The sequence below is a fragment of the Bradyrhizobium sp. BWC-3-1 genome (assembly GCF_032917965.1).
Classification (GTDB): domain Bacteria; phylum Pseudomonadota; class Alphaproteobacteria; order Rhizobiales; family Xanthobacteraceae; genus Bradyrhizobium; species Bradyrhizobium canariense_D.
The window spans coordinates 1,610,939-1,633,771 of the sequence record NZ_CP136625.1; the positions used below are offsets into that span (position 1 = coordinate 1,610,939).

17 protein-coding genes are annotated in these 22,833 nt (G+C 64.1%); 9 read left to right on the forward strand and 8 right to left on the reverse strand.

Annotation, left to right across the window (positions count from 1 at the left end; translation table 11 throughout):
- Nucleotides 1-80: 80 nt before the first annotated feature.
- Nucleotides 81-2,003 (forward strand): ATP-dependent zinc metalloprotease FtsH, encoded by a 1,923-nt coding sequence (gene ftsH / locus RX329_RS07815; RefSeq protein ID WP_007596301.1) that lies wholly within the window; start codon nt 81-83, stop codon nt 2,001-2,003.
- Nucleotides 2,004-2,334: 331 nt separating this feature from the next.
- Here the strand turns inward: ftsH and RX329_RS07820 are convergent, their stop codons facing one another.
- Nucleotides 2,335-3,519 (reverse strand): glycosyltransferase family 87 protein, encoded by a 1,185-nt coding sequence (locus tag RX329_RS07820; protein WP_085359465.1) that lies wholly within the window; start codon nt 3,517-3,519, stop codon nt 2,335-2,337.
- Between the two features lie 62 nt (nt 3,520-3,581).
- Nucleotides 3,582-5,096 carry a hypothetical protein gene (locus RX329_RS07825; protein WP_085359463.1) on the reverse strand — a complete coding sequence of 505 codons (1,515 nt, stop codon included), beginning with the start codon at nt 5,094-5,096 and terminating at the stop codon, nt 3,582-3,584.
- 298 nt (nt 5,097-5,394) lie between these two features.
- On the opposite strand from RX329_RS07825, the gene RX329_RS07830 reads away from it, so the two are divergent.
- The gene (locus RX329_RS07830) at nt 5,395-5,559 is read left to right on the forward strand and encodes a Flp family type IVb pilin (protein ID WP_007614256.1); all 165 of its coding nucleotides are present in this window, start codon (nt 5,395-5,397) and stop codon (nt 5,557-5,559) included.
- Between the two features lie 225 nt (nt 5,560-5,784).
- On the opposite strand, the gene RX329_RS07835 is transcribed toward RX329_RS07830, so the two are convergent.
- Nucleotides 5,785-6,768, reverse strand: a complete 984-nt coding sequence (locus tag RX329_RS07835; protein ID WP_085359461.1) for a phosphatase PAP2 family protein — start codon at nt 6,766-6,768, stop codon at nt 5,785-5,787.
- Nucleotides 6,769-7,036: 268 nt separating this feature from the next.
- Between RX329_RS07835 and RX329_RS07840 the strand changes: the two genes are divergently transcribed.
- Nucleotides 7,037-7,717 (forward strand): helix-turn-helix domain-containing protein, encoded by a 681-nt coding sequence (locus RX329_RS07840; protein WP_026232596.1) that lies wholly within the window; start codon nt 7,037-7,039, stop codon nt 7,715-7,717.
- 151 nt (nt 7,718-7,868) lie between these two features.
- Here RX329_RS07840 and pyk read toward each other — a convergent pair whose 3' ends face one another.
- Nucleotides 7,869-9,305: a pyruvate kinase gene (gene pyk / locus RX329_RS07845; RefSeq protein ID WP_026232597.1), complete on the reverse strand. Its 1,437-nt coding sequence runs from the start codon at nt 9,303-9,305 to the stop codon at nt 7,869-7,871.
- On the reverse strand, nt 9,302-9,895 hold the full coding sequence (locus RX329_RS07850) for a DUF1036 domain-containing protein (RefSeq protein ID WP_085359459.1): 594 nt from the start codon (nt 9,893-9,895) through the stop codon (nt 9,302-9,304). The genes pyk and RX329_RS07850 overlap by 4 nt, the downstream gene beginning before the upstream one ends.
- A 177-nt stretch (nt 9,896-10,072) precedes the next feature.
- Here RX329_RS07850 and RX329_RS07855 point away from each other — a divergent pair, with 177 nt between their 5' ends.
- The 3 genes from RX329_RS07855 to RX329_RS07865 all read left to right on the forward strand — a co-directional run bounded on the left by RX329_RS07855 (nt 10,073) and on the right by RX329_RS07865 (nt 11,337).
- Nucleotides 10,073-10,375: a DUF1244 domain-containing protein gene (locus tag RX329_RS07855; protein WP_007596287.1), complete on the forward strand. Its 303-nt coding sequence runs from the start codon at nt 10,073-10,075 to the stop codon at nt 10,373-10,375.
- Between the two features lie 209 nt (nt 10,376-10,584).
- On the forward strand, nt 10,585-10,857 hold the full coding sequence (locus tag RX329_RS07860) for a DUF2312 domain-containing protein (protein WP_007596286.1): 273 nt from the start codon (nt 10,585-10,587) through the stop codon (nt 10,855-10,857).
- Nucleotides 10,858-10,917: 60 nt separating this feature from the next.
- Complete coding sequence (locus RX329_RS07865) at nt 10,918-11,337, forward strand: hypothetical protein (protein ID WP_085359457.1); 420 nt, start codon at nt 10,918-10,920, stop codon at nt 11,335-11,337.
- A gap of 15 nt (nt 11,338-11,352) precedes the next feature.
- On the opposite strand, the gene RX329_RS07870 is transcribed toward RX329_RS07865, so the two are convergent.
- From RX329_RS07870 to RX329_RS07880, 3 genes are all read right to left on the reverse strand, one after another.
- Nucleotides 11,353-12,975: a DUF882 domain-containing protein gene (locus RX329_RS07870; protein ID WP_240543275.1), complete on the reverse strand. Its 1,623-nt coding sequence runs from the start codon at nt 12,973-12,975 to the stop codon at nt 11,353-11,355.
- Nucleotides 12,976-13,261: 286 nt separating this feature from the next.
- Complete coding sequence (locus RX329_RS07875) at nt 13,262-15,442, reverse strand: L,D-transpeptidase family protein (RefSeq protein WP_085359454.1); 2,181 nt, start codon at nt 15,440-15,442, stop codon at nt 13,262-13,264.
- A gap of 361 nt (nt 15,443-15,803) precedes the next feature.
- Nucleotides 15,804-17,297 (reverse strand): sigma-54-dependent transcriptional regulator, encoded by a 1,494-nt coding sequence (locus RX329_RS07880; RefSeq protein ID WP_085359452.1) that lies wholly within the window; start codon nt 17,295-17,297, stop codon nt 15,804-15,806.
- Between the two features lie 127 nt (nt 17,298-17,424).
- Between RX329_RS07880 and RX329_RS07885 the strand changes: the two genes are divergently transcribed.
- The 3 genes from RX329_RS07885 (at nt 17,425) to RX329_RS07895 (ending at nt 22,767) form a co-directional block, all read left to right on the forward strand.
- Nucleotides 17,425-19,332, forward strand: coding sequence for a M3 family oligoendopeptidase (locus RX329_RS07885; RefSeq protein ID WP_085359450.1), 1,908 nt, complete (start codon nt 17,425-17,427; stop codon nt 19,330-19,332).
- Nucleotides 19,333-19,543: 211 nt separating this feature from the next.
- Nucleotides 19,544-22,429, forward strand: coding sequence for a cell division protein (locus RX329_RS07890; protein WP_026232600.1), 2,886 nt, complete (start codon nt 19,544-19,546; stop codon nt 22,427-22,429).
- Nucleotides 22,430-22,614: 185 nt separating this feature from the next.
- Nucleotides 22,615-22,767, forward strand: a complete 153-nt coding sequence (locus RX329_RS07895; RefSeq protein ID WP_007596280.1) for an aa3-type cytochrome c oxidase subunit IV — start codon at nt 22,615-22,617, stop codon at nt 22,765-22,767.
- The last annotated feature ends 66 nt before the right edge of the window (nt 22,768-22,833 follow it).

Consider the following 22,833-nt stretch of genomic DNA (forward strand, 5'->3'; position numbering starts at 1 on the left):
TTCCTTGGGGATTTCCTCGCGCTGCCCAAATAACTGCCCAAGGCTCAGGCCGCGATCCGCGCGACCACGAAGGAAGATCGATGAACGCCAATCTGCGCAATTTCGCCCTCTGGGTCATCATTGTCCTGCTGCTGTTGGCGTTGTTCACGCTCTTCCAGAATCCGGGTCAGCGCGCCTCCTCGCAGGACATCGCCTTCTCCCAGCTCCTGAGCGAGGTTGACCGCGGCAATGTGCGCGACGTCGTAATCCAGGGGCCGGACATTCACGGCACCTTCACCAACGGCTCGAGCTTCCAGACCTATGCGCCGAGCGATCCGACGCTCGTGAAGCGCCTCTATGACAGCAAGGTGCAGATCACTGCGAAGCCGCCCGGCGACAACGTGCCGTGGTTCGTCTCGCTGCTGGTCTCCTGGCTGCCCTTCATCGCGCTGATCGGCGTGTGGATCTTCCTGTCGCGGCAGATGCAGGGCGGCGCCGGCAAGGCGATGGGCTTCGGCAAGTCGCGCGCAAAAATGCTGACTGAAGCGCATGGCCGCGTCACCTTCGAGGACGTCGCGGGCGTCGACGAGGCCAAGCAGGACCTGCAGGAGATCGTCGAATTCCTGCGCGACCCCGGCAAATTCCAGCGCCTCGGCGGCCGAATTCCGCGCGGCGTGCTGCTGGTCGGACCTCCCGGCACCGGCAAGACCCTGATCGCGCGTGCGGTCGCGGGCGAAGCCAACGTGCCGTTCTTCACCATTTCGGGTTCTGACTTCGTCGAGATGTTCGTCGGCGTCGGCGCCAGCCGCGTCCGCGACATGTTCGAGCAGGCTAAGAAGAACGCGCCCTGCATTATCTTCATCGACGAAATCGACGCCGTCGGTCGTCACCGTGGCGCCGGCCTCGGCGGCGGCAATGACGAGCGCGAGCAGACGCTGAACCAGTTGCTGGTCGAGATGGACGGCTTCGAGGCCAACGAGGGCGTGATCCTGATCGCCGCGACCAACCGTCCCGACGTGCTCGATCCCGCGCTGCTGCGTCCCGGCCGCTTCGACCGTCAGGTCGTGGTGCCCAACCCGGACGTCGTCGGCCGCGAGCAGATCCTCAAGGTCCACGTCCGCAAGGTGCCGCTGGCGCCGGATATCAACCTCAAGACCATCGCGCGCGGCACCCCGGGTTTCTCCGGCGCCGACCTGATGAACCTCGTCAACGAAGCCGCGCTCACCGCCGCCCGCCGCAACAAGCGGATGGTGACCCAGGCCGAGTTCGAGGAAGCCAAGGACAAGGTGATGATGGGCGCCGAGCGCAAGTCGCTCGTCATGACCGAGGAAGAGAAGCTGCTGACGGCCTATCACGAGGGCGGCCACGCCATCGTCGGCCTCAACGTCGTCGCGACCGATCCGATCCACAAGGCGACCATCATTCCGCGCGGGCGTGCGCTGGGTATGGTCATGCAGTTGCCCGAGCGTGACAAGCTGTCGATGTCGCTGGAGCAGATGACCTCGCGCCTTGCCATCATGATGGGTGGCCGCGTCGCCGAAGAGCTGATCTTCGGTCGCGAGAAGGTAACCTCGGGTGCGTCGTCCGACATCGAACAGGCGACGCGTCTGGCGCGCATGATGGTGACGCGCTGGGGCCTGTCCGAGGCGCTCGGTACCGTGTCCTACGGCGAGAATCAGGACGAGGTTTTCCTGGGCATGTCGGTGTCGCGCACCCAGAACGCATCGGAAGCGACGGTTCAGAAGATCGACACCGAGATCCGGCGCTTCGTCGAAGAAGGCTATAACGAGGCAACGCGTATTCTCACCGAGAAGCGCGCCGATCTCGAAGCTCTCGCCAAGGGCCTGCTCGAATTCGAGACGCTCTCCGGCGACGAGATCATCGACCTGCTCAAGGGCAAGAAGCCGAACCGCGAATCCGTGCTCGAGCCGACCACACCGCGCGCCTCGGCCGTGCCGCCGGCCGGCAAGTCGCGCCCGCGACCCGATCCGGATCCCGGCCTGGAGCCGCAGCCGCAGGCGTAATCGCGTACGGCAGATCGAATTGAAAAACGCGGCGGAAACGCCGCGTTTTTTGTTGGTGATGGTGATTTGCGGGTGGTGCCAACTCAGCGCCCCGTCATTGCGAGCGCAGCGAAGAAATCCAGAATAGATCCGCGGTGACAGTCTGGATTTGCTTCACTGCGCTCGCATTGACGATTTTGATGCAGTTGCACTGGAAACTCAGAAGTACGGCAGGCAAAGGTGCCTAAGCGCCGCGCCCACCATCTCTCGCCAATCACGCTAGAAGTGGTGGCACACGCTCTGGAGTTTGCGTCATCACTTCGGCGCCCGCATCGCCAGCCGCAGATTGGATTCAGGAATGCGGCGACATTGCCGGCTCGCCAGACCCTGCCGGACTGCGCAACGCGCCGAACACGACGCCGATGAGAGCGACGATGAGGAGCGGCGATAGTCGTCCCGCCGGAATATACACCGCCGGGCTGAGCAACGGCACCATCCAGATGCCGAGCCCGATCAGCCAGTCGCGAAAGCGTGGAGCATCGATCGATGCGGCAAGCCACAGCACGACGGCGACCGTCAGCAGCGTCGCGTCATAAGGGCCCGAATGCGGGGCTGCCAGCACGGTTGCCGCAAGCAGTACGATCAGCTTGTTGTTGGTACTGAGCGAGGAGCGAAAGACCGCGAACGTTGCCGCCGCGCTCGAAAGGATCGCGGCCAGCTGCAGGATGGAGGCCAGCCGCTCCGGCAGGCCTAGCAGCATCGCGCAGGCCCACACGCTGTGACCCCAGATGCGGCCATAGGCCAGCCATTTCGCGTCGGGGCTGACCAGATTGTTGTACGCCTGCGGTATCCACCAGAGCCACAATTCGACGCCAAAAATCATGGCACTTGCAGCCGCCAATGCGAATGCCGAGCATGCAGCAGCGCACAGGCTGCCATAGCGGCGCGCCCCCATTAGCGCGAGCGGGACGAGCAGGAAGAATTGCGGCTTGAAACTCAGCAGCCCGAGGATTGCCCCGGCCAGGAGCGGTCGCGGTCCGAGCAGCCTGACGCCCGCGACCAGCAGTGCGGCAACGAGAAAGGCGCATTGTCCATCGGCCAGGTTGAGAGATGCCGATGGCGAGACCAGCACGGCCGCGATGATGTAGGGCGTCAGTTGCGGCTGATCGGACCGGTTGCGAAGCGCCCAGGCCAGGAAGCCTGCGGTCGCGGCCTGGAATGCGACATAGGAGCCGATGAAGCCAAGCGGCGCGAATGGCAGCAGCAGAACGAGGAAGCCGGGCGGATAGAACCATGGACGGAACTCCAGAGGCACCGTGAGCCATGATGCGAACGACTGGTTGAGATAGGCCGTGAACGCGTCACCATCGGTGACCAGCGCAAGATTGCCGGCGAGCAACGATCTGACGGCGCCGTAAAACACCATCCAGTCGGTGCCGGGAGCGACGTGGTTCAGCCCGATCCAACCGGGATGGGTGAAGGTGGAGATCAGGACGCCCCAGGCGAAGAGCGTTGCGATCGAAAACGCTGGCAGCATCACGAGAGGAATTCCGATCCAGCGGCGCGATGGACCGGATATCGGCTGCTGAGCTGACGCGCTCACTTGACGGCTTCCCTCGAGGACTCCGCTTCCGGCATCGCGCCGGCCTCTGTGCCGCCGGTTCGCACGTGGATCACGGCGATGTTGTCCGCGTAGAGCCGCTTCCAGCCCTTGATGTGGTCCAGCACCTGGGCGGCCGGTGCGTCCGCGACCATGAGCGTGGCGTCGATCTGGTACGCGTCGAGCAGCCGCGTCAGACTGTCGAGCTTCTTGAGCTCCACGGCCTTGAAGACGTCCATGGCGAAGGTTTCGCCGTAGAGCTCGGCGCGGCCGTCGATGAAGACCGGGATGTCACGCGAGATCAGATAGCCGCCGAACTGGTAGGCGTTGAAGATGCGTTGCGCCTTGCGTTTCTCGAGCAGATCGACGGCGGCGACCGGTGTCTGATCCATCGTGAAGGTGAAGCGGTGATGCGCCATGTAGAGTGAGGTCGAGGTCCAGCCTGCGGCCACGATCATCAGCGCGCCGGTCGCGGTGACGTAACGGGCAGCCCAACTCTCGCCGCCCTGCGTGCCAGGCTGCGGCAGCGCAGACCGTTCGCCGAGGGGCTTGGCCAGCACCAGCGGCACCAGGAAGGCGAAGGCCTCGATGCTCCTGACGTGGGTGAGCGCCATCCAGGTCAGAAGCAGGATCAGAAGAATACGCGGGGGCGAGAGCGTCAGGCCGCGATACAGCCCGATCGCAATCAGGCCGAACAGCGCGCCTTCGAATGCGTTGAAGGAGGCGAAGTTCGCGGGCGCCCACTCGGAGATGATCGTCAGCAGCTCGCCCAGATTGAGGATGTTGATCGCGCCGAGCAATGTGCGCCAGCCATAAGGCGTGACGCAGCTTGCGGCGAGTGCCGCAACACCGAACAGGAACCAGCGCGACAGCAGTCGGACCTGCTTGCCGGACTCCATGCCCCAGAGCGCCACAAATGACATCGGGCCGATCAGGGCCAGGCCCAGCACGAAGCCGCCATGCAGGTTCGACCACAGGGACATCAGCGGCAGCCAGTACCATGACGGGGCGCCCTTGCGGTCGGCTGCGGCCATCAATACGCCGACCCACGCGATCATCACGGGCAGCGCCAGCATGTGTGGCCGCGCCAGAACGTGGTGCAGCGACAGCAACAGCGCGAACATCGCGAACAGAACCGCTCGCGGAATTTCCAGATGGGCCTCGAGCAGGCCGACCAGCATCGCCGCCGACAATGCGACCGCAAGCGCGGTGAGGATCACCGGGCCGGCCCAATCCCATTGCGCATAGGAGAGGGCGAACAGGACCTGCGACAGCCATGAGGTCGAAACCCAGGGCGCCCCCGGACGGGTGAAGGAATAGAAGTCCGTGTAGGGAAGCGCCTGGTGATCGAGGATCCATTGTCCGATCTTGATCTGCCAGAGCGAGTCGGAGTCCTGAAGCAGCGTGTCGCCGACATACACGAAGAAGAGATAGGCGCCCGCACCGACGCACAGCGGCACCAGGGCTCGCGCACGACCCTGCACCGTGATGCTGTTGGCAAAGGAAAGGGACATGCCGCCTCGTCGTCCTGGTGTTTTTGTCGTTGTGCCGAGCGATCGACATTGGACCACGGCGGTCATAATTCCGGGTAAACCGGTGAGGCGGGGCCGGCTTGATGTCTCGACAATTTAACGGATCGTTTTAGATTTCGGTTTACCATCGACGCATACACGCAAACCGCTCTGTGTTTCCGCAGTCGAATTAACTGCGGCGCAATTCTTTGCCTCTACGTTCGGTTCCATGGTCAAGCGGCGCTGGGAAGCCCAAAAGACCAGATCAGTTGTAGCCTCGTGTACTCATTTGGAGCTCTTTATGAAGAACCTCGTTGCGCGTTTTGCGAAAGATGAATCCGGCGCCACCGCTATTGAATACGGTCTGATCGCCGCCGGCATTGCGCTGGCGATCATCACTGTCGTCAATAACCTGGGCACCACGTTGAACGCCAAGTTCACCTCGATCTCGAGCAGCCTCAAGTAACGCTGTACGAATCGCGAATTCAAAGAGCCCCTTGACGGGGCTCTTTTCTTCTGGCGGACGATTTCCGGATCTGAGAAGTCGTGAAGCTGTAGCAAGCTTGTAGGGCGGCAAAGCGTCTGCCGCGGCTCCGAAAGCGCAGGCGTTCCCACCGTCGAGAACATTGAACATTGAAAGTTACCGGCGGGCACGCCGCTACGCGCGGACCCTAGGGCAACTTGTCGGCTGTCATTCCGCGAGGCCGGGCTGCCAGACCGCCGACGGCGCAGGCGCGGCAGACGTTTGCTGCGCGCGGCGGTGCCATTCGAGATAGAATTTCGCCGCCCAGATCGACGCTGCGGCGACTGCGATTCCGCCGGCGACGTCGATGACGTAATGCGCGCCGATCACCGGTGTTGCCGCAATCATCAGCAGATTGAGCGCAGCCGCGATGCCGCCGAGGCCGCGCACCGGCCACAGCGCCCACATGTAGAGCACGGCGGATGCGGCGTGGAAGCTCGGAAACGAGACAATGCCGGCGAGGAAGAACAACTGGAGCTCGTGCAGGCTACCGTCGCGAAGCGCGAGGATGTCGCGCAACTGCCCGGCATAGACCGCGGTGTTGATTTCGGGAAAATGCGCGGCGGACAGCTGCAGCCCCCAATAGGTGCCGATCGCGGGCACGACGGCGGAGATCGCGATGGTGACTGCGAGCGCGAGGCTCATCGCGAGCATGAACAATTGCAGCCGCATATAGTGCGCCGTCAGTGCCAGCACGACGGGAATGCCGAGCAGCGGCAATTTGATCAGCCCATATCCGCGAGCCAGGCAGTCCGCGAGCCAGGGATGGTCGTTGACGTATCGCGCGATCGGTTCAGGATCGAGGCCGAGTGCACGGTCGATCGCAAGCAGCGCCTGGTCCTGCAGCGGCCAGTTCAGCTTGGCCGCGACATAGCTGAGCGGTCCGACGATGGCGCAGGTGAGAATGATCTGTCCGATCGTTCCGAGCGAAAACAGCAGCTTCGGGTCAGCAAGCTCGCCTTTGACGATGCGATGGCCATAGGCCAGCGCGAGCAAGACTGCAGCAACTGCCAGCGTCACCCAATAGGCGACTGGTTCGAGGCTCAGGCCGGTGAAGGCGAGGCCCAGCGCCAGCAGGCTGCCCATGGCTGCGATGGGAAGCCAGTTCAGGTGGAAGAGCTGCCAGGCGGTCCGGGCATCCGTGTCGACCATGCTGCACCGAGGTGGGATCGCGATACCGCAGCACAGTCGCGGAGCAGGTTTAAGATGGCGGTAACGATCGTGGTTACCCCTTCACCAAAGCAGTTCGCGACGTTTTTAGCTGTTTGAGCTCGCGTTTTTTTTGCGTGACGCTTCATGCATTTGCACCTTGTCATCCACTCTGAATAGTTGTTCAGTCCTTGCGGGGCGATTTGCGATATCAGTGACGAAGCGTTCGGCCGCAGGGCGTGCGACCGGCGTGTGGGACAGGAAGCGCGCCATGGTTTATCGGCGGACGCATCAAGTGGTGAAGCGCCTTGCGGCCCGGCGCAGTGCGATACTGGCGGCGGCGCGGGAGGCGGCGGCGGAAGGCGGGATGGCGGCGGTGCAGATTGCGCCAGTCGCGGTTCGCGCCGGCGTCGCTGCGGGTACGGTCTACCGCTACTTCCCCTCCAAGGCCGATTTGATCTCCGAGTTGATTGCCGAAGTCTCCCGCGACGAGCTCACGGCGATCCGGCGAGCCGCCGATGCCGCGCCGGGGCCGTCCTCGGCGCTGGCGGCGGCGGTCACCACCGTGGCTGTCCATACCCTGTCACAGCGCAGGCTCGCCTGGGGCATCCTGGCCGAGCCGGTCGATGTCGATGTCAGCGCTTCACGTCTCGCCAGTCGGCGCGAGATCGCGGGCGAGATGGCCTCGCGGATCGACGCCGCCGTGCGCGCCGGCCACCTGCCGGCGCAGGACACGGCCCTTGCTGCCACCGCGCTGCTCGGCGCGCTGCACGAGGCCCTGGTCGGACCGCTCGCGCCGGACAATCTCGACGATCCCGCCAGGATGCGCGATGCCGTGCAGACCGTGACGCTGCTGGCGCTCCGCGCGGTCGGCGTCATGGACGCCCGCGCCAGGGGGCTCGTCGTGCAGCAGACGCTGCTGCCGACGGCGAAAGCGCTGGTTGGGGCCTAAAACGTCATCCTGATCGACCGGCGGACCTGATCGCGCCCAGGCCGTTGCTCGAGCTCGCCTTTTCAAAAAACCTCAGCACATCCGCCGGACTCGCCGGCTACTGTGCATGGGGTTGTTTTCGACATTTTTTGTTTGCCGGGTGCCGGCGGAGCTAGATATTCGCTTCGCCCTCGGGGCCGACCGAGGCGATGCGCACCATGTTGGTGGTGCCGGGGATGCCGAGCGGCACGCCGGCGACGATGATCACGCGCTGGCCCGCCCGGACGAAGCCGTCGCGGAACGCGATCTGGCCGGCGCGGCTCACCATGTCGTCCTGGTCGCGCGCATCTTCTGCCACCACGCAATGTATGCCCCAGACGACCGACAGCCGGCGTCCCGCCGCGACGTTCGGCGTGATCGCCACGATCGGCGGCTTCGGCCGCTCGCGCGCCACGCGCACGGCGGTCGATCCCGAACTGGTCCAGCAGATCAGGGCCGGCAGGTCGAGCGTCTCGGCGATCTGCCGCGCAGCGTCCGCGATGGCATCGCCGGCGGTGGCTTCCGGGGCCGGGCGCTGTGCGGTGATGACGGAGCGATAAATCGGGTCGCGCTCGACCTCCTCGCCGATGCGATTCATGGTCGAGACGGCCTCGACCGGGAATTTGCCGGCCGCCGATTCCGCCGACAGCATGATGGCGTCGGCACCTTCGTAGACGGCGGTGGCGACGTCGGAGACCTCGGCGCGGGTCGGCACCGGCGACTGGATCATCGATTCCAGCATCTGGGTCGCGATCACCACCGGCTTGCCGGCGCGCCGCGCCATGCGCGTCATCTGCTTCTGCAGGCTCGGCACGCGTTCCAGCGGCAGCTCGACGCCGAGGTCGCCGCGCGCCACCATCAGGGCGTCGGAGGCGTCGATGATGTCGGCGAGGCGATCGATCGCCTGCGGCTTCTCGATCTTGGCCATCACCGCCGCACGGCCGCGGATCATCTTCTTGGCCTCGAGCACGTCGTCGGCGCGCTGCACGAAGGACAGCGCGATCCAGTCGACGCCGGTGACCAGCGCCGCTTCGAGATCGGCGCGGTCCTTCGGCGTCATCGCCGAGACCGGCAGGTCGGTGTCGGGCAGGCTGACGCCTTTGCGGTCGGACATCCGGCCGCCGACCACGACGCGCGTCACCGCGTGCTCCTTCGAGGTCTCCTCGGCGATCAGCCGCACCTTGCCGTCGTCGAGCAGCAGCGCGTGGCCCGGCCGCAGCGCGGCCAGGATCTCCGGATGCGGGAGCTGGACGCGGGTGGTGTCGCCCGGCGCCTTGTCGGAATCGAGCGTGAAGGTCTGGCCATTCTGGAGCTGGACCGCGCCTTCGGCGAAGGCACCGAGCCGGAGCTTTGGCCCCTGGAGATCGACCAGAATGCCGATCGGCCTTCCATAGCTGCTCTCGACGTTGCGGATCGTCGCCACCAGCTCGCGCATCTTGTCATGCGGGGTGTGGCTCATGTTGATGCGGAAGAGGTCGGCGCCGGCCTCGAACAGGCGGCGGATCATCGCGAGGTCCGAAGAAGCGGGTCCAAGGGTCGCGAGAATCTTGATACGGCGAAGACGCCTCATGGCTTATTTCCAGACGGGGGCGAGGGAGCTGGCGGGAGGCCAGGCGCGGCGGGGGGCGTACCACCGGGCGGGCCATTGGGCAAACCCGGGACCCCCGGGCCAACAGGGCCGGGGAGGCCTGGCACGCGCTGCTGCTTTGACGGCTGTTCGTTGGCATCGGTGAGCTGCACCGTCCAGGCCCGCTGCTCGCCGGTATCGACCTCGAAATAGCCGGTCCGGTCATAGCCGCGCGCAAGGCAATCCTCGGTGCCGCGGATGGTGAACTCCTTATCGCGCGAGCACATGAAAGCCTGGCCCGACCATTCGCCGCCGCGGTCATAGTCGATGGCGTAGATGTAATAGAAGCGGGCCACCAGAGTTCCGCGCAGCAGGGTCTCGCAGGAGCGCGACGAGATGTTCCACCAGCCTTCGGTGGTCCAGCCCTCGGCATCCTTGTAGCCGAGCGCGATGCCGACCCGGCTCGATGTGTTGTTGCAGAGCCGGAAATCGGCGGAGGCCGGGCTGGCCCAGAGGCACAGCAGGCCAACCACCAGCACCGGGACCAACCGGGCGAGCAGGCGAAGGCGGGAGCGGGGAGATTCGGCGATCATTGTCGCGGAAGCTATATCAGATCATTGACGATTTGGCGTAGAGCCCGGGAACTGCCTGAAGCCGGCTTCGCGCCCGTTTGCGCCGCGATATGGCAAAATCTGTGACAGGCCCCACCTGATCTCGTAAGGGTGACCCATCCAGGTCACAGCCAATTCGCAAAGCCGAGGGATCCAGCCATGGCAATTGACGACAAAACCAGAACGGAACTCGAGGCTGCCGCTTTCCGGCGCCTGGTCGATCATTTGAAGACGCGGACGGACGTCCAGAACATCGACCTGATGAATCTCGCAGGCTTCTGCCGCAACTGCCTGTCGAACTGGCTCAAGGACGCCGCCGACGCCCAGGGCGTCGCCTTGAGCAAGGATGAGAGCCGGGAAGCCGTCTATGGCATGCCCTACGAGGCCTGGAAGTCGAAATACCAGGGCGCGGCCACGCCTGAGCAGCTCGATGCCATGAAGAAGGTTCATCCCGGGCACTGAACGGCCTCGCCGGCAGCCTGATATGCGGTGCCATTGAGTCGCATCACACAACCGCTTTCTTCGACACGCCGCAGGAAGGTGTGGGCGCGCTGTGGACGAGCGCGATGCTGCCTTGAACGCGAGAGGTCCGAACCCTAAGGGTCTAACCAGCACGCGCGGTGAGGATGCCGGCGTCACCTCGTTTTGCCAGTTCTATTGGGAGTACCAAGATGGCCACCTCCGCCGCCGTCCGCGACGACGAGCCCGCGACGAAATTTGCCAAGGACCAGCTCAAGTCCATCATCGAGCGCATCGAGCGGTTGGAGGAAGAGAAGAAGGCGATCTCCGACGACATCCGCGACGTCTTCGCCGAGGCCAAGGGCAACGGCTACGACGTCAAGGCGCTGCGCACCATCGTGCGCATGCGCAAGCAGGACCCGAACGAGCGCGCCGAGGCCGAGACGATCCTCGAGACCTACATGCAAGCACTGGGGATGATCTGAGCTATCGGTGTCGTCTTGGCTTTCGCCAGGGCGACACCATGCCGATCGAAGGAGACCGCGGTGACTGCGCCGCCGCTGCCGCGCGAGGTAAGCCGTGCCTACGATGCTTTTCCGGCGTCGATCGGCAAGCGGCTGCTTTGGGTACGCGAGCTGATCTTCGCGGCCGCCGCGGCGCATGAAGGCATCGGCCGTCTTACCGAAACGTTGAAATGGGGCGAGCCTGCTTATCTGACCGAAGAGACCGGCAGTGGCAGCACGATCCGGCTCGGCCGCCTGAAGGACTCCGCGCACGCCGCGATTCTGTTCAACTGCAAGACGACGCTGGTCGATACCTTTCGTGAACGCTTTCCCGATCAGTTCGAATATCGGCAGACCAGGGCGTTGCTGTTGCCGGTGTCGGGCAAGCTGCCGAAGCAGGACCTATCGGTCTGCCTGTCGCTGGCGTTGACGTATCATCTGGATCGACGGAGGAAGCGTTAGCGGCGCGCGAAGACGTCAGCGCAGCGAAGCCGTCCGTACGACGAAGGACGTCGTCTCGAGTTTGGCGGTGGCGGTGCCCGAGAAACTGTCGCAGGACAGGCCCTGCATCGGATCGTCGGCAAAACCCATGGCGATCACGGACTGCGGCTTGACGAAGTAGGCGCGCATTGCGGCGGTGTCGAGCTCACCCATCAGCGTGACCGACATCGCGCGGCTGGCGCTCGGCGACAGCATCACGATCTTGAGCCAGATGCTTTCGCCCTTGGCTGCGGAGAGCCGGGTCGCGGTTGCGACCATGCCGTCGACGCGCTTACCGACTACCGTGTTGATCTCGGTCGCCGGCGCAAGGTTACGCGACGCGGAGGCGGGACGGGCGGAGCGCGGGATCGGCGCGGAGGCGGCGACGACGTTGGCGCGGTCGACCGGTGAGGCGGACGCCGGCGCGTAGGCCAGGGCCTGATAGGCGGCGCTGGACACGCTCGCGGTCGGCTGCGGATCGGTGGCGGCGGCAAGCGCCTGCCGTGCCTTCAGCGCAGCAATTTGGGCCGGCGTCGCCTGCTGCGGCGCAGTCGGGGTATCCCAGAAGCCACGGGCATTGATGATGTCGGCGGGGGTCTCGGGCTTTGCGTCAGCAGATTTGCCGGCGGCCGGCTTGTCAGCCACGGGGGCCGGCTTCGGCTTGGCCAGCGCGACGATCTGCGCATCGGCCGAGGCGAGCTGAATCGTCGCCGCGACTGACGGCTTGGCGCGCGGCGTCGGCACCGGATCGGCCGGCTTGGTCGCGGCGGCGACCACGGTCGGCGCGACAGTCTTCGCGGACGGGGCGGGCGCGCCCTCGTCATCCTCGTCGTTGCTCGCCGCGGCCGGAGCCGGCTTACCCTTGAACAGGGCGGCAAAGAAATTCGACTTGCTGCCGGAATCCTCGCCGCTGCCGCGCCGCTCGATCTCGGCCTTGGCGAGCTCATAGCCCTTCAGCGGCGTGCCGTCGGTCGGGAGGTGGACGGTGCGTCCGTCCGGGAAGACCCGGGCGAGCTGGTCATGCGTCATGCGCGGCCAATGCCGGATGCTGCCGGTGTCGAGATGTACGAACGGCGAGCCGGAGGTCGGGTAGAAGCCGACGCCGCCGCGCTGGAGGCGCAGGCCGGCGAAGCGGATCTGCTCCAGCGGCACGTTCGGGATGTAGAAGTCCATCGCATGCCCCAGCATGTGCTGGCTGAAGCGCGCCACGCCGGAGGAGCGGCGGCGGAGCATGGAGTTGGTCGCGGGCGAGCGGTAGGCGGAGATGATCTGGATCGGCTGCTTGCCGTCGACGTCGCGGTAGACTTCCCAGAGGATGTCGAAGAGGTGACGGTCCATGACCGTCTCGTCCTGGCTGCGCCAGTCGCGCAGGAAGTGGTTGAGCTGCTTCAGCGCCGCTTCGTCGTAGCGTCCGTCGCGCTTGAAGGTGACGGTGAGGTCTTCGCCGGAATGGGTGTGGTGGAAGGAGAGCGTCTTGGTCTCGTTGAGCGCGGCGGCGTTGTGAACTGAACCCGCGGCAGCAAGCAGCAATACGGCAGCGAGGCCGATTCTGGATCCGGCCTTCACTCCCGCATGGGACAACGACAGCACAGCGAATTGGCGTGCGATTCCAGTCAGCACGTTAGAGCCCACCCAGTCGACGAGCGTTCAAAATGGACTCTCCCGCTAACCCCGTTAGCGCGCGAAAGAGGATGAACGCTTTGTTAAAGCGAGAAGGTTAATTCGAGGTTGACCTTCCCGCCCCCAAACCAAGTCAGATCGCGAACCTAACCGGGTGAGTGTGGCAAAAAAACGCCCGCTGCCTGAGGTCAGGTGGAGAATGGTTAACGTTAAGCGACCCCACCAGAGGATGAGGTCGCTGATTGTACTGCAGAATTTCAGGAAATCAGGCGCCGGGCGGCCTGGCTCAGCGGGTGAATACCCGCTGCTGCTGCGGCCGGCGGCCGACCGGGGCCGGCGGCGGGGTGGGCGCTCCGAACAGCCGCTCGAAGAAATTTGGCCCGGACGAGCCGCCGTTGTTGGCCGCCAACACCCCGTTCGGCAGTGTCGTCGCCGGGCGTGAATAGCTCGGCTGGGAGTGCGCGACGACGTTCTCGAGATCCTTGCCGCGACCGTTCTTCAGGATGTTGATCATGGTCGCGTCGCGGCCATAGACGTCCTTGCGGAATTGCAGCTTGCCGCCATCGTCCACGAATGCGGTCTGATAGGTGATGTTGACCGGGATCGGGGTCGGGAATTTCAGGTCGATCTCGCTCTTGCCGTACATGCTGCGGATGCGTTCCGGCGTGTACTTCTCGTTCGGCATCGCGATGTTGAGCAGGACCGAGGCGTACTGATCCGGGTTCTGCACGCGCATGCAGCCGTGGCTGAAGGCGCGTTCGTCCCGGGCGAACAGGTTCTTGTCCGGCGTGTCGTGCTGATAGACCAGGAACTTGTTGGGGAAATTGAAGCGGATGCGGCCGAGCGCGTTGGCTTCACCGGGCGGCTGCGAGATGTGCACCGAACCATCGCGGTTCTGTTCGAGCTTGAGACCCATGCGCTGGAGCACGGTCGGGTCCTGCTGAAGCGCCGGCAGATATTCGTTGTAGACGATCGACGGCGGCACGTTCCAGGTCGGATTGACCGTGATGTACTTCATCGTCTCGGTGAGCAGCGGGGTCGCATGCGTGCCGGGCTTGCCGGTGACGACGCGGGTGGTCCAGACCTGTTGGCCGCGCTGCATCACCTTCAACGTGTAGTCGGGAATGTTGAGGATGACATAGGCATCGCCCAGCGAGGGCGCGCCCAGGTCGCGCGGCAGCCAGCGCCAGCGCTCCATGTTCACCAGCACCACGTCGATCTGCTTGTCGCGCTTCGGGGCGTTGATCGCCCTGACCGTCTTGTCGTCGAGGATGCCGGTCGCCTTGAGCTCGGCGCTGTTCTGGAATTTGCGCACGGCTTCGGCGACCGCCGCGTCATAGCGGGTGTCGCTGGCGTTCTCGGTGATGCCGAGCTTGGCGCGCAGCTGCGGCACGCGCGGATCTTCAACGACGATTTCAGCCTGCTTCTTGCCGGCCGGGGTGTATTTCAGCGCCGGACCATCGGCGATCTCGATCACCGGGCCGTTGCCCTGGCCGCGGAGCTCCGCGAGCTTCGCCTTCAGCTCCTTGTAAAGTTTTTGCGGCGGATTGTAGCTGTCGAGCGCCGCGGAGGCGTCCGCCGCGGTCGTGACCTTGGCGAGCACCTCGTTCGGATCGACCGGATGCTCGGGATAGAGGATGTCGCCGCTGACCTGCGACCAGTGCATGCGGCCGCTCTGGGCCTGGCGCGCATAGTCGAACATGCTGGCGGTGAGCTTGAGCTCGGCATCGGCGAGCGTATCGGGTGTCGTGGCGGCCGCGAAGTCCGGCACCGGGTAATCGGCGGGATTGAGACCGTCGGACGCCGCGTCCTTCAGCCGTGCGATCACGCCCTTGGCCGCAGCGGTCAGGCTGCCGCCCTGGCTCCAGACCGGCGCGAAGTCGCGTGCACCGTAGAACTTCTCGATCGCAGCGCGTTCGTTCTTACGGTCGAAATAGCGCGAGGCCTTTGCGCCAATGATGTCCTTGAGCTTGTCGGCGACCGGCTGGTCGGCCGCGGGAACGTTGCTCGCGGCCCCTACCGGCTCCGAGGCCGGAGCCGCAGCGGTGGCGGGCGCGGCCGGCGTTGGGATCGCCGTGTCGGCCTTGGCAGGTTCGGTCTTGGCAGGTTCAGTCTTCGCCGTCTCGCTCTTCGTCGCCTCGGCGGCGGGCGTGGTGGCGACGTCGGAAGGCTTGGTCTCGACCTTGTCCGGCGCGGGGGCGGATTCGGCCTTCAGGGGTTCCTTGGCGGGCTCCTTAGCAGGGTCCACCATCGTGGCGGTGGTGTCGACCTTGATGTCTGATGCGGTCGGGGGCGGGACGTTTGCGGGTTCGGGGCGCGGGATTGCGGCTTCGATCGCGAGCTCGGCAGCGCTGCTGCGCGCCTGATCCTGCGCCAGGGCTGAGCTGGCCGATACCGTGAGGAAGGTCGCCGCGACCGTGAACAAGACACGGTCAAAGCCTGCACGGTGGTTCAAACAGTCGCGCATTGTGTCGCACCCCTCGGGTGAACTGTCCCCCGTGGAACAGCTTCGTTATCGCCTATTGAGCTTCGGCTAAACCGCGCCGGCCTCTCGAAAGTTGCACGCCTGCACGCAACGATTCCTACGCAGACGAATCTTACGCGGACGATATACAGGCCCCGATTTCGCAGCCAGCGCTACCCGGGACAACTCACGACAAACTGACTTCAAGCACGCCTCTTGGCAACGGATTGTGCGCTTCTGCCACGCGCTTTTCCCTGTGTCTGTCACTTCCAAGTCACGGTTCAAATCGCAGTCGAATTCCGTCGTCATACGAACGGCTTACAGTCGTATCGCTCCGCCCGGACGAACCTCCGTTCGCTCAGGCTCAGTGCGTCTCCTCACCGCTTTTGCCGCCATGGCCGGGAACCCCGGCCTCATCGAGTTTGCGGTAGAGGGTGGACCGGCCGATTTTGAGGCGGCGGGCGACCTCCGACATCTGCCCGCGGTAATGCGAGATCGCGAAACGGATGATCTCGTTCTCGATGTCCTCCAGCGGCCGGACGTCGCCGGTCGCGGTCAGCATGGAGAGAGCACCCGCTTGCGGCAGCGGTGCGATCGGTATGTCATTACCCGACACGACGGAGGGGGCCGCGATTGGCTCCAGCATCAGCGGCGCCGTCGGAATGTCTGTTCCCGGATGCGGCTGCGAGGCGATCAGGGGGAAGTCGTCGAGGCCAAGCTGGTCGCCCTCGCTCATCACCACGGCGCGATAGACCGCGTTTTCGAGCTGGCGGATGTTGCCGGGCCAATCGAGCTGAGCGAGGTGCGCAACGGCCTCGCCGCTGATGCCGGTGATGGGGCGGTTCTCCTCGGCGGCAAAGCGCGCCAGGAAATGCCTGAGCAGATGCGGAATGTCCTCGCGCCGGGCGCGCAGCGATGGGATCGTCAGCGGCAGCACATGCAGGCGATAGAACAAGTCTTCCCGGAAGTGGCCCTGCTTGACCCGCTCGAGCAGCCTGCGGTTGGTCGCCGAGATGATGCGGACGTCGACCTTCACGGGTTTGCGGCCGCCGACCGCCTCGACCGCGCCTTCCTGGAGCGCGCGAAGCAGCTTGACCTGCGCGCTCAGCGGCAGCTCGCTGACCTCGTCCAGGAACAGCGTGCCGCCATGAGCTTCGACGAACTTGCCGGTGTGGCGTTCGGTGGCGCCGGTGAAGGCACCCTTCTCGTGACCGAACAGAATGGATTCGACGAGGTTGTCGGGGATCGCGCCGCAATTGACCGCGACGAACGGCTTGGCCTTGCGCTCGCCGCTGCCATGAATGGCACGCGCGAACATCTCCTTGCCGACGCCGGACTCGCCCTCGATCAGCACCGGGATCGAGGAGTTTGTTGCTTTCTGCGCCGCGCGCATCACGCCCGCCATCGCCTCGGCGCGTGTGATGATGTCGGAGAAGGTCAGCCGGCCCTCGCGGCTGTGACGGATGCGCTGCAATTCGCCCTTGAGCGCGGACGAATTGAGCGCGTTGCGAAGCGAGACCTGGAGCCGCTCCAGGCCGACCGGCTTGACCACGAAGTCGGCCGCACCCGCGCGCATCGCCGAGATCACATTGTCGATGCCGCCATGGGCCGTCTGCACGATGACGGGGATGCTGAGACCCGCTTCGCGGATTTTCGCCAGCACGCCCATGCCGTCGAGGCCGGGCATCACGAGATCGAGGATGACGCCGTCGATGGCCGCGTCGGGGGCGGTGAGGGCGGCGATCGCCGCATCGCCGGAGTCCACCACGATCGTCTCATAGCCGCATTTCTGCACCATGTTTTCGACCAGCCGGCGGGCTACAGCGTCGTCGTCGGCGATCAAAATACTGGCAGCCATGGTGTTCCCCGCACGCTACTACTATCTGTCTCGAATCGGGGCAGTCTGGCCGAAGCCGATTAACGCACTGTTAAATCCTGATGCCCCCGCCCGCCGTCGCGATTGTTGAACACAGGTTTCCCACACAATGAATTCGCGCTCCAAGCTTGCACTCAAAAAGTCTGCTCTCAAAAAGTCTGCTCTCCGCAAACCAGGCACCAAGCAATCGGTCATCAAGGCAAAGTCCTCCAGACCTTCACCCGCAAAGCCTGCGAGCAAGACCGGCAAGCTTCCGGAGTGGAACCTCGCCGACCTCTATTCCGGGATCGATGCGCCGGAAGTGGCGCGCGATCTCGCAAAGATGGATGCCGATTGCGTCGCGTTCGAGACGGACTACAAGGGCAAGCTCGCAACAGGAACAGCAAAGGAAGATGGCGGAAAATGGCTCGCAGAAGCCGTGCGACGCTATGAGGCGATCGACGACCTCGCCGGCCGGCTCGGCTCGTACGCTGGCCTCGTTCATGCCGGCGACAGCGTGGACCCCAAGATTTCAAAGTTTTACGGCGACGTTTCCGAGCGCCTGACGGCGGCATCGACGCATCTGCTGTTCTTCGCGCTCGAGCTCAACCGGATCGATGACGATATTTTGAACCGCGCGATGCAGGCCACCGAGCTCGCGCACTACCGTCCCTGGATCGAGGATCTACGCAAGGAGAAACCGTACCAGCTCGAGGACAAGCTCGAGCAGCTCTTCCTGGAGAAGGCGCAGACCGGCTATTCCGCCTTCAATCGGCTGTTCGACCAGACCATTTCGAGCCTGCGCTTCAAGGTCGGGCCCAAGGAGCTCGCGATCGAGCCGACGCTCAATCTGTTGCAGGACCGCGACGGCGCCAAGCGCAAGGCCGCGGCAGAGGCGCTCGCAAAGACCTTCAAGGCCAATGAGCGCACCTTTGCGCTGATCACCAACACTTTGGCCAAAGACAAGGACATCTCCGATAGCTGGCGCGGCTTCAAGGACGTCGCAGATTCCCGGCACCTGAACAACCGCGTCGAGCGCGAGGTGGTGGATGCGCTGGTCGCCTCGGTGCGCGCAGCCTATCCAAAATTGTCGCATCGCTACTACGCGCTGAAGGCACGCTGGTTCGGCAGGAAGCGCCTGGCCTATTGGGACCGCAACGCGCCGCTGCCTTTTGCGGCGACCGACGTGATCGGCTGGGGCGATGCGCGAAACATGGTGCTCACCGCCTATCGCGGCTTCTCGCCAAAGATGGCTGACATCGCCGAGCGCTTCTTCACCGACCGCTGGATCGACGCGCCGGTGCGCCCGGGCAAGGCGCCGGGGGCCTTCTCGCATCCGACCACGCCGTCCGCGCACCCCTACGTGCTGATGAACTACCAGGGCAAGCCGCGCGACGTGATGACGCTCGCCCATGAGCTCGGCCATGGCGTGCATCAGGTGCTGGCGGCCAGGAACGGCGCGTTGATGGCGCCGACGCCGCTGACGCTGGCGGAGACCGCGAGCGTGTTCGGCGAGATGCTGACCTTCCGGCGGCTGCTGGCGCAGACCAGGAGCGCAAGGCGGCGCCAGGCGCTGCTCGCCGGCAAGGTCGAGGACATGATCAACACCGTGGTGCGGCAGATCGCGTTCTATTCCTTCGAGCGCGCGGTCCACACCGAACGCAAGAACGGCGAGCTCACCGCGACGCGGCTCGGCGAGATCTGGCTCTCGGTGCAGGGCGAGAGCCTTGGTCCGGCAATCGAGATCAAAGCGGGCTACGAGAACTACTGGATGTACATCCCGCACTTCATCCATTCGCCGTTCTACGTCTACGCCTATGCATTCGGCGATTGTCTCGTGAACTCGCTCTACGCCGTCTACGAGAACGCGGCCGAAGGCTTTGCCGAGCGCTATCTCGACATGCTCGCCGCCGGCGGCACCAAGCATTATTCCGAACTGCTGCGGCCGTTCGGGCTCGATGCCAAGGATCCAAAGTTCTGGGACGGCGGCCTGAGCGTCATCGCCGGCATGATCGACGAACTGGAAGCGATGGGCTGAGCCGAACCGCCTTCAGCGCTGCAGCGAGCAGGTCGGGTCGGCCGTCCGAGTGTCCCGTTGTTCCGACAACGGGGGAGGCGGGTTGTAAAGATCCCGCCATGCGCATTGAACGTTTGTGCCCGGGACCAGACTAATTCTTGCAGGCGGGTTCGACCTGCAATGCAATCTGTGATTGTTGATCGTCGCGGTGTGCTCGGCCAGGGAGGCGAACATGGCCAGGATCAGTGCCCCAGACCCCAAGGTAGAGCCGCCACGGGCTGTGGGGGAACAGCAGCTGTGGGGGACGCAGCACCGGAAGATCGTCAAGCGCGAGCTCGCAGCCATCAACAACCGCCGCCTAGCCCAGGGTATGGATCCCGTTGCATACCCTGGCGACGAAAAGGCGATCGACACGGTCGGCCTTGCGCTGTCAGGCGGCGGGATCCGATCCTCCGCAATCTGCCTCGGCGTCTTGCAGGCTTTCAATCACCACGGGCTCATCAAGCACATCGACTATCTGTCGACCGTATCGGGCGGCGGTTACACCGGCTGTTCGTTTACGGCGACCATGACGCGGGCGCAGAATTTCGTCTTCGGAAGCACGCCGACACCTGGAGCCGAGAGCGCAAATGAGATCAGTGACACGCCTGCGGTGGGCCATATCCGGAATTACTCGAACTATCTCGTTCCGGCCGGCGCGCGCGACCTGATCACCGGCGTCGCAATCGTCGTGCGTGGACTCGTTGCCAATCTGAGCCTGACGCTGCCGGTCGTACTGCTCGTTGCAGTGATCACGATCCTGTCCAACGCCGCACGCTCGTCACTCTATACGACCAATTTCTTCGGCCTGAGCGTCGACGACACCCACAATCTTGGTCCCCTCTCCAGCCTGGGATTGATGCCTGCCTTCTTTCTTGTCGGCCTTGTTGTCGCTTTGCTGCTTTTGTTGGTCGGGCGCCTTTTCAAAGTCGGGCGGCGCGAGCTGTTTCGGTACCTGGCCGGTCTTGCGTTTGCGATGGGTCTCATCTGTGCGATCGCCAGCTGCCTGAATGTCGATCACTTTGGCCTTTCGCTTGCAGCGGTCCTGCTCGGCCTTGCGCTTTTCTTTGGCTGGGCAGTGCTGCGATCGATTTCGTCGACCAAGGGAGGTGAATTCCGCGGCTATCCGTCGACGGTCGGCGCGACCTATCTCGTTCTGCTTGCCGCCATCTGCTTCTTCGAATTTCAGCCCTTCATGATCGCCCAGATGTTCGATGTCGCCGACGCTAACACGACTCAGTCCGGCGGCATCATTGGCGGCGTTGCAATCAAGTGGGTCCAATCGCTTGCGGCCATCACTGCGCCGGTTGCGGCGGCTGTCACGCTGTTCCGGCAGCAATTCGCCGACCTGCTGAAGGGCGCCGGCGCCTCGGACCTGGGATCACGCCTGCTCGCCCATGCGGCGAAAGCAGCCGTGCTTGTCGCGGGACTGGCGCTGCCCTTGCTGATCTGGGTCGGATATCTCTATCTTTGCTATTGGGGCATCGCGAACGACAAGACGCTCGACGCCGCCTACCGTCAATACCCCATGATCGAGGAGTGGGGAGCGGCTGGCGTGCAACCCGTGCCGCCCGCGGCCGGTGTCGATGTCAAGGGAAATGTCCAGTTTGACTCGGCGACCCGCAAGCTCTCGGCCGAAATCACCAATCGCGAAGCGAAGGTCGTCGTCTCCAAGCCGGTGGGGCCGATCTCGCACATTCCCGCATGGCTGTTTTCCGTTGCGTCATTGCAGTCCCCGGACAAATTCACTTGGTCGAAGTACCAGTTCGGCAACAGTGTCAGCTGGCGGATGATGCTGCTCTACTTCTTGTCGGGCTCGGCCATGTTCGGCCTGTCGTGGGTTCTCGGGCCGAATGCCAATTCGTTGCACCGGCTCTATCGTGATCGCCTCAGCAAGGCCTTCTTGTTCAATCCGCTCTATTACGCCGACGGGGAGCCGTCGCGGAACATGCCGAGCCTGGACCAGGGGAGGGATTTCCTTCCGCTCGACGAGGAGAAGCTGAGCGGTCTGTTACATCAGATGGTCTACGGGGTCGATCCAGCGGGAGCGATGACGGTCGCGACATCGAAAAAATGCAGCCTGGCCTCGCCATATCCCATCATCAACGCCGCGCTGAACATCCAAGGATCCGACTTCGCCAATCGGCGGGGACGGAACGCGGATTTCTTCATATTCTCGCCGCTGCACGTCGGCAGCGAGGCCACTGGCTATGCGAATACACCGGCATTCGAGAAGGTCGCGCCGGGCCTCGATCTTGCGACCGCGATGGCAATCTCCGGGGCCGCCGCTTCGTCGAACATGGGCTCGGGGTCGATCCGCTCGCTGACCCCGACCCTGGCGCTCCTCAACGTGCGCCTGGGGTACTGGTTGAAGAACCCGCGCTGGGTCTCGACAAAGGACAAGCCGCAGCACCACTCGACCCCTTTGTTTCTATGGTCTGAGATCTCGGGCCGGCTTTACGAGAATGCCGATGCGGTCTACCTGACGGACGGCGGACACATCGAGAATCTCGGTGTCTACGAGTTGTTGCGACGACGCTGCAAGGTGATCATCGCGGTTGACGCCGAAGCCGATGCACCCATGAATTTCTCATCCCTGGTGACGCTGCAGCGCTATGCGCGCATCGATCTCGGGATCATCATCGATCTGCCGTGGACGCCGATCCGCAACACCACGCTCGAGTGGATGAAGTGCAACGCAACCAAATCCCCGGCCCGGCGCACGGCGGGCGGACCGCACGTGGCGGTCGGCACCATCGACTACGGCTCGGGGGAAAAGGGGTACCTCGTGTACATCAAGTCGTCCCTGACCGGAGACGAGAACGACTACATCCGCGACTATGCACGCCGCAACGACACCTTCCCGCATGAAACCACCGGTGACCAGTTCTTCTCGGAGGAGCAGTTCGAGGTCTACCGCGCGCTGGGTTTCCACATGAGCCACGGTTTTCTCACCGAGGATGCCGGCGCGGATGCAATCGTCGTCAACGTTCCGGGAGAACGCTGCGCAAAGCGAAACTTCTGCGACAGCAAGGTGGAGCCGATCGGCGCAGTCCGCCGTGCGCTCGGCCTGCGCTGAGAGGCCTCGGCTCGTGGCATCGGAGACCGCCTCTGACGGGCGGATCACCGGTCTGAGCCGAATTCCCGCCCATTGGAATTCCAAATGACCTGATTTGCCGGGAAACCGCGCCTCCGTGCCGTTGCCCTGCCCGGAAGTTTGCGGTATCCCAGCCACGAAATTCGACTTTCGACTGGGGACAATTCATGGCTGACCATAGCGAAGTGGCGTACAGCACCGCCGACGGCAACGACTACGTTGCCCACGAGCAGACCTACGAGGGCTTCATCAAGCTGGTGAAGTACGGCACGGTCTCGGTCGCGCTTATCGTGATCCTGATGGCGATCTTCCTGACCTGATCCATCCCCTGCAGCACCGCCAGTGTCGTCGGTGCCTATAAAATTTGCAATCAAGCCGGATTGAAA

Coding starts and splice junctions, on each gene's coding strand:
- RX329_RS07855 (WP_007596287.1), top strand. CDS start 10,073: ATGGCAATTGACGACAAAACCAGAACGGAACTCGAGGCTGCCGCTTTC.
- RX329_RS07890 (WP_026232600.1), top strand. CDS start 19,544: ATGGCCAGGATCAGTGCCCCAGACCCCAAGGTAGAGCCGCCACGGGCT.
- RX329_RS07850 (WP_085359459.1), bottom strand. CDS start 9,895: ATGATCGCCGAATCTCCCCGCTCCCGCCTTCGCCTGCTCGCCCGGTTG.
- RX329_RS07875 (WP_085359454.1), bottom strand. CDS start 15,442: ATGCGCGACTGTTTGAACCACCGTGCAGGCTTTGACCGTGTCTTGTTC.
- RX329_RS07820 (WP_085359465.1), bottom strand. CDS start 3,519: ATGCTGCCAGCGTTTTCGATCGCAACGCTCTTCGCCTGGGGCGTCCTG.
- RX329_RS07860 (WP_007596286.1), top strand. CDS start 10,585: ATGGCCACCTCCGCCGCCGTCCGCGACGACGAGCCCGCGACGAAATTT.
- RX329_RS07840 (WP_026232596.1), top strand. CDS start 7,037: ATGGTTTATCGGCGGACGCATCAAGTGGTGAAGCGCCTTGCGGCCCGG.
- RX329_RS07830 (WP_007614256.1), top strand. CDS start 5,395: ATGAAGAACCTCGTTGCGCGTTTTGCGAAAGATGAATCCGGCGCCACC.
- pyk (WP_026232597.1), bottom strand. CDS start 9,305: ATGAGGCGTCTTCGCCGTATCAAGATTCTCGCGACCCTTGGACCCGCT.
- RX329_RS07880 (WP_085359452.1), bottom strand. CDS start 17,297: ATGGCTGCCAGTATTTTGATCGCCGACGACGACGCTGTAGCCCGCCGG.
- RX329_RS07895 (WP_007596280.1), top strand. CDS start 22,615: ATGGCTGACCATAGCGAAGTGGCGTACAGCACCGCCGACGGCAACGAC.
- RX329_RS07885 (WP_085359450.1), top strand. CDS start 17,425: ATGAATTCGCGCTCCAAGCTTGCACTCAAAAAGTCTGCTCTCAAAAAG.
- RX329_RS07835 (WP_085359461.1), bottom strand. CDS start 6,768: ATGGTCGACACGGATGCCCGGACCGCCTGGCAGCTCTTCCACCTGAAC.
- ftsH (WP_007596301.1), top strand. CDS start 81: ATGAACGCCAATCTGCGCAATTTCGCCCTCTGGGTCATCATTGTCCTG.
- RX329_RS07825 (WP_085359463.1), bottom strand. CDS start 5,096: ATGTCCCTTTCCTTTGCCAACAGCATCACGGTGCAGGGTCGTGCGCGA.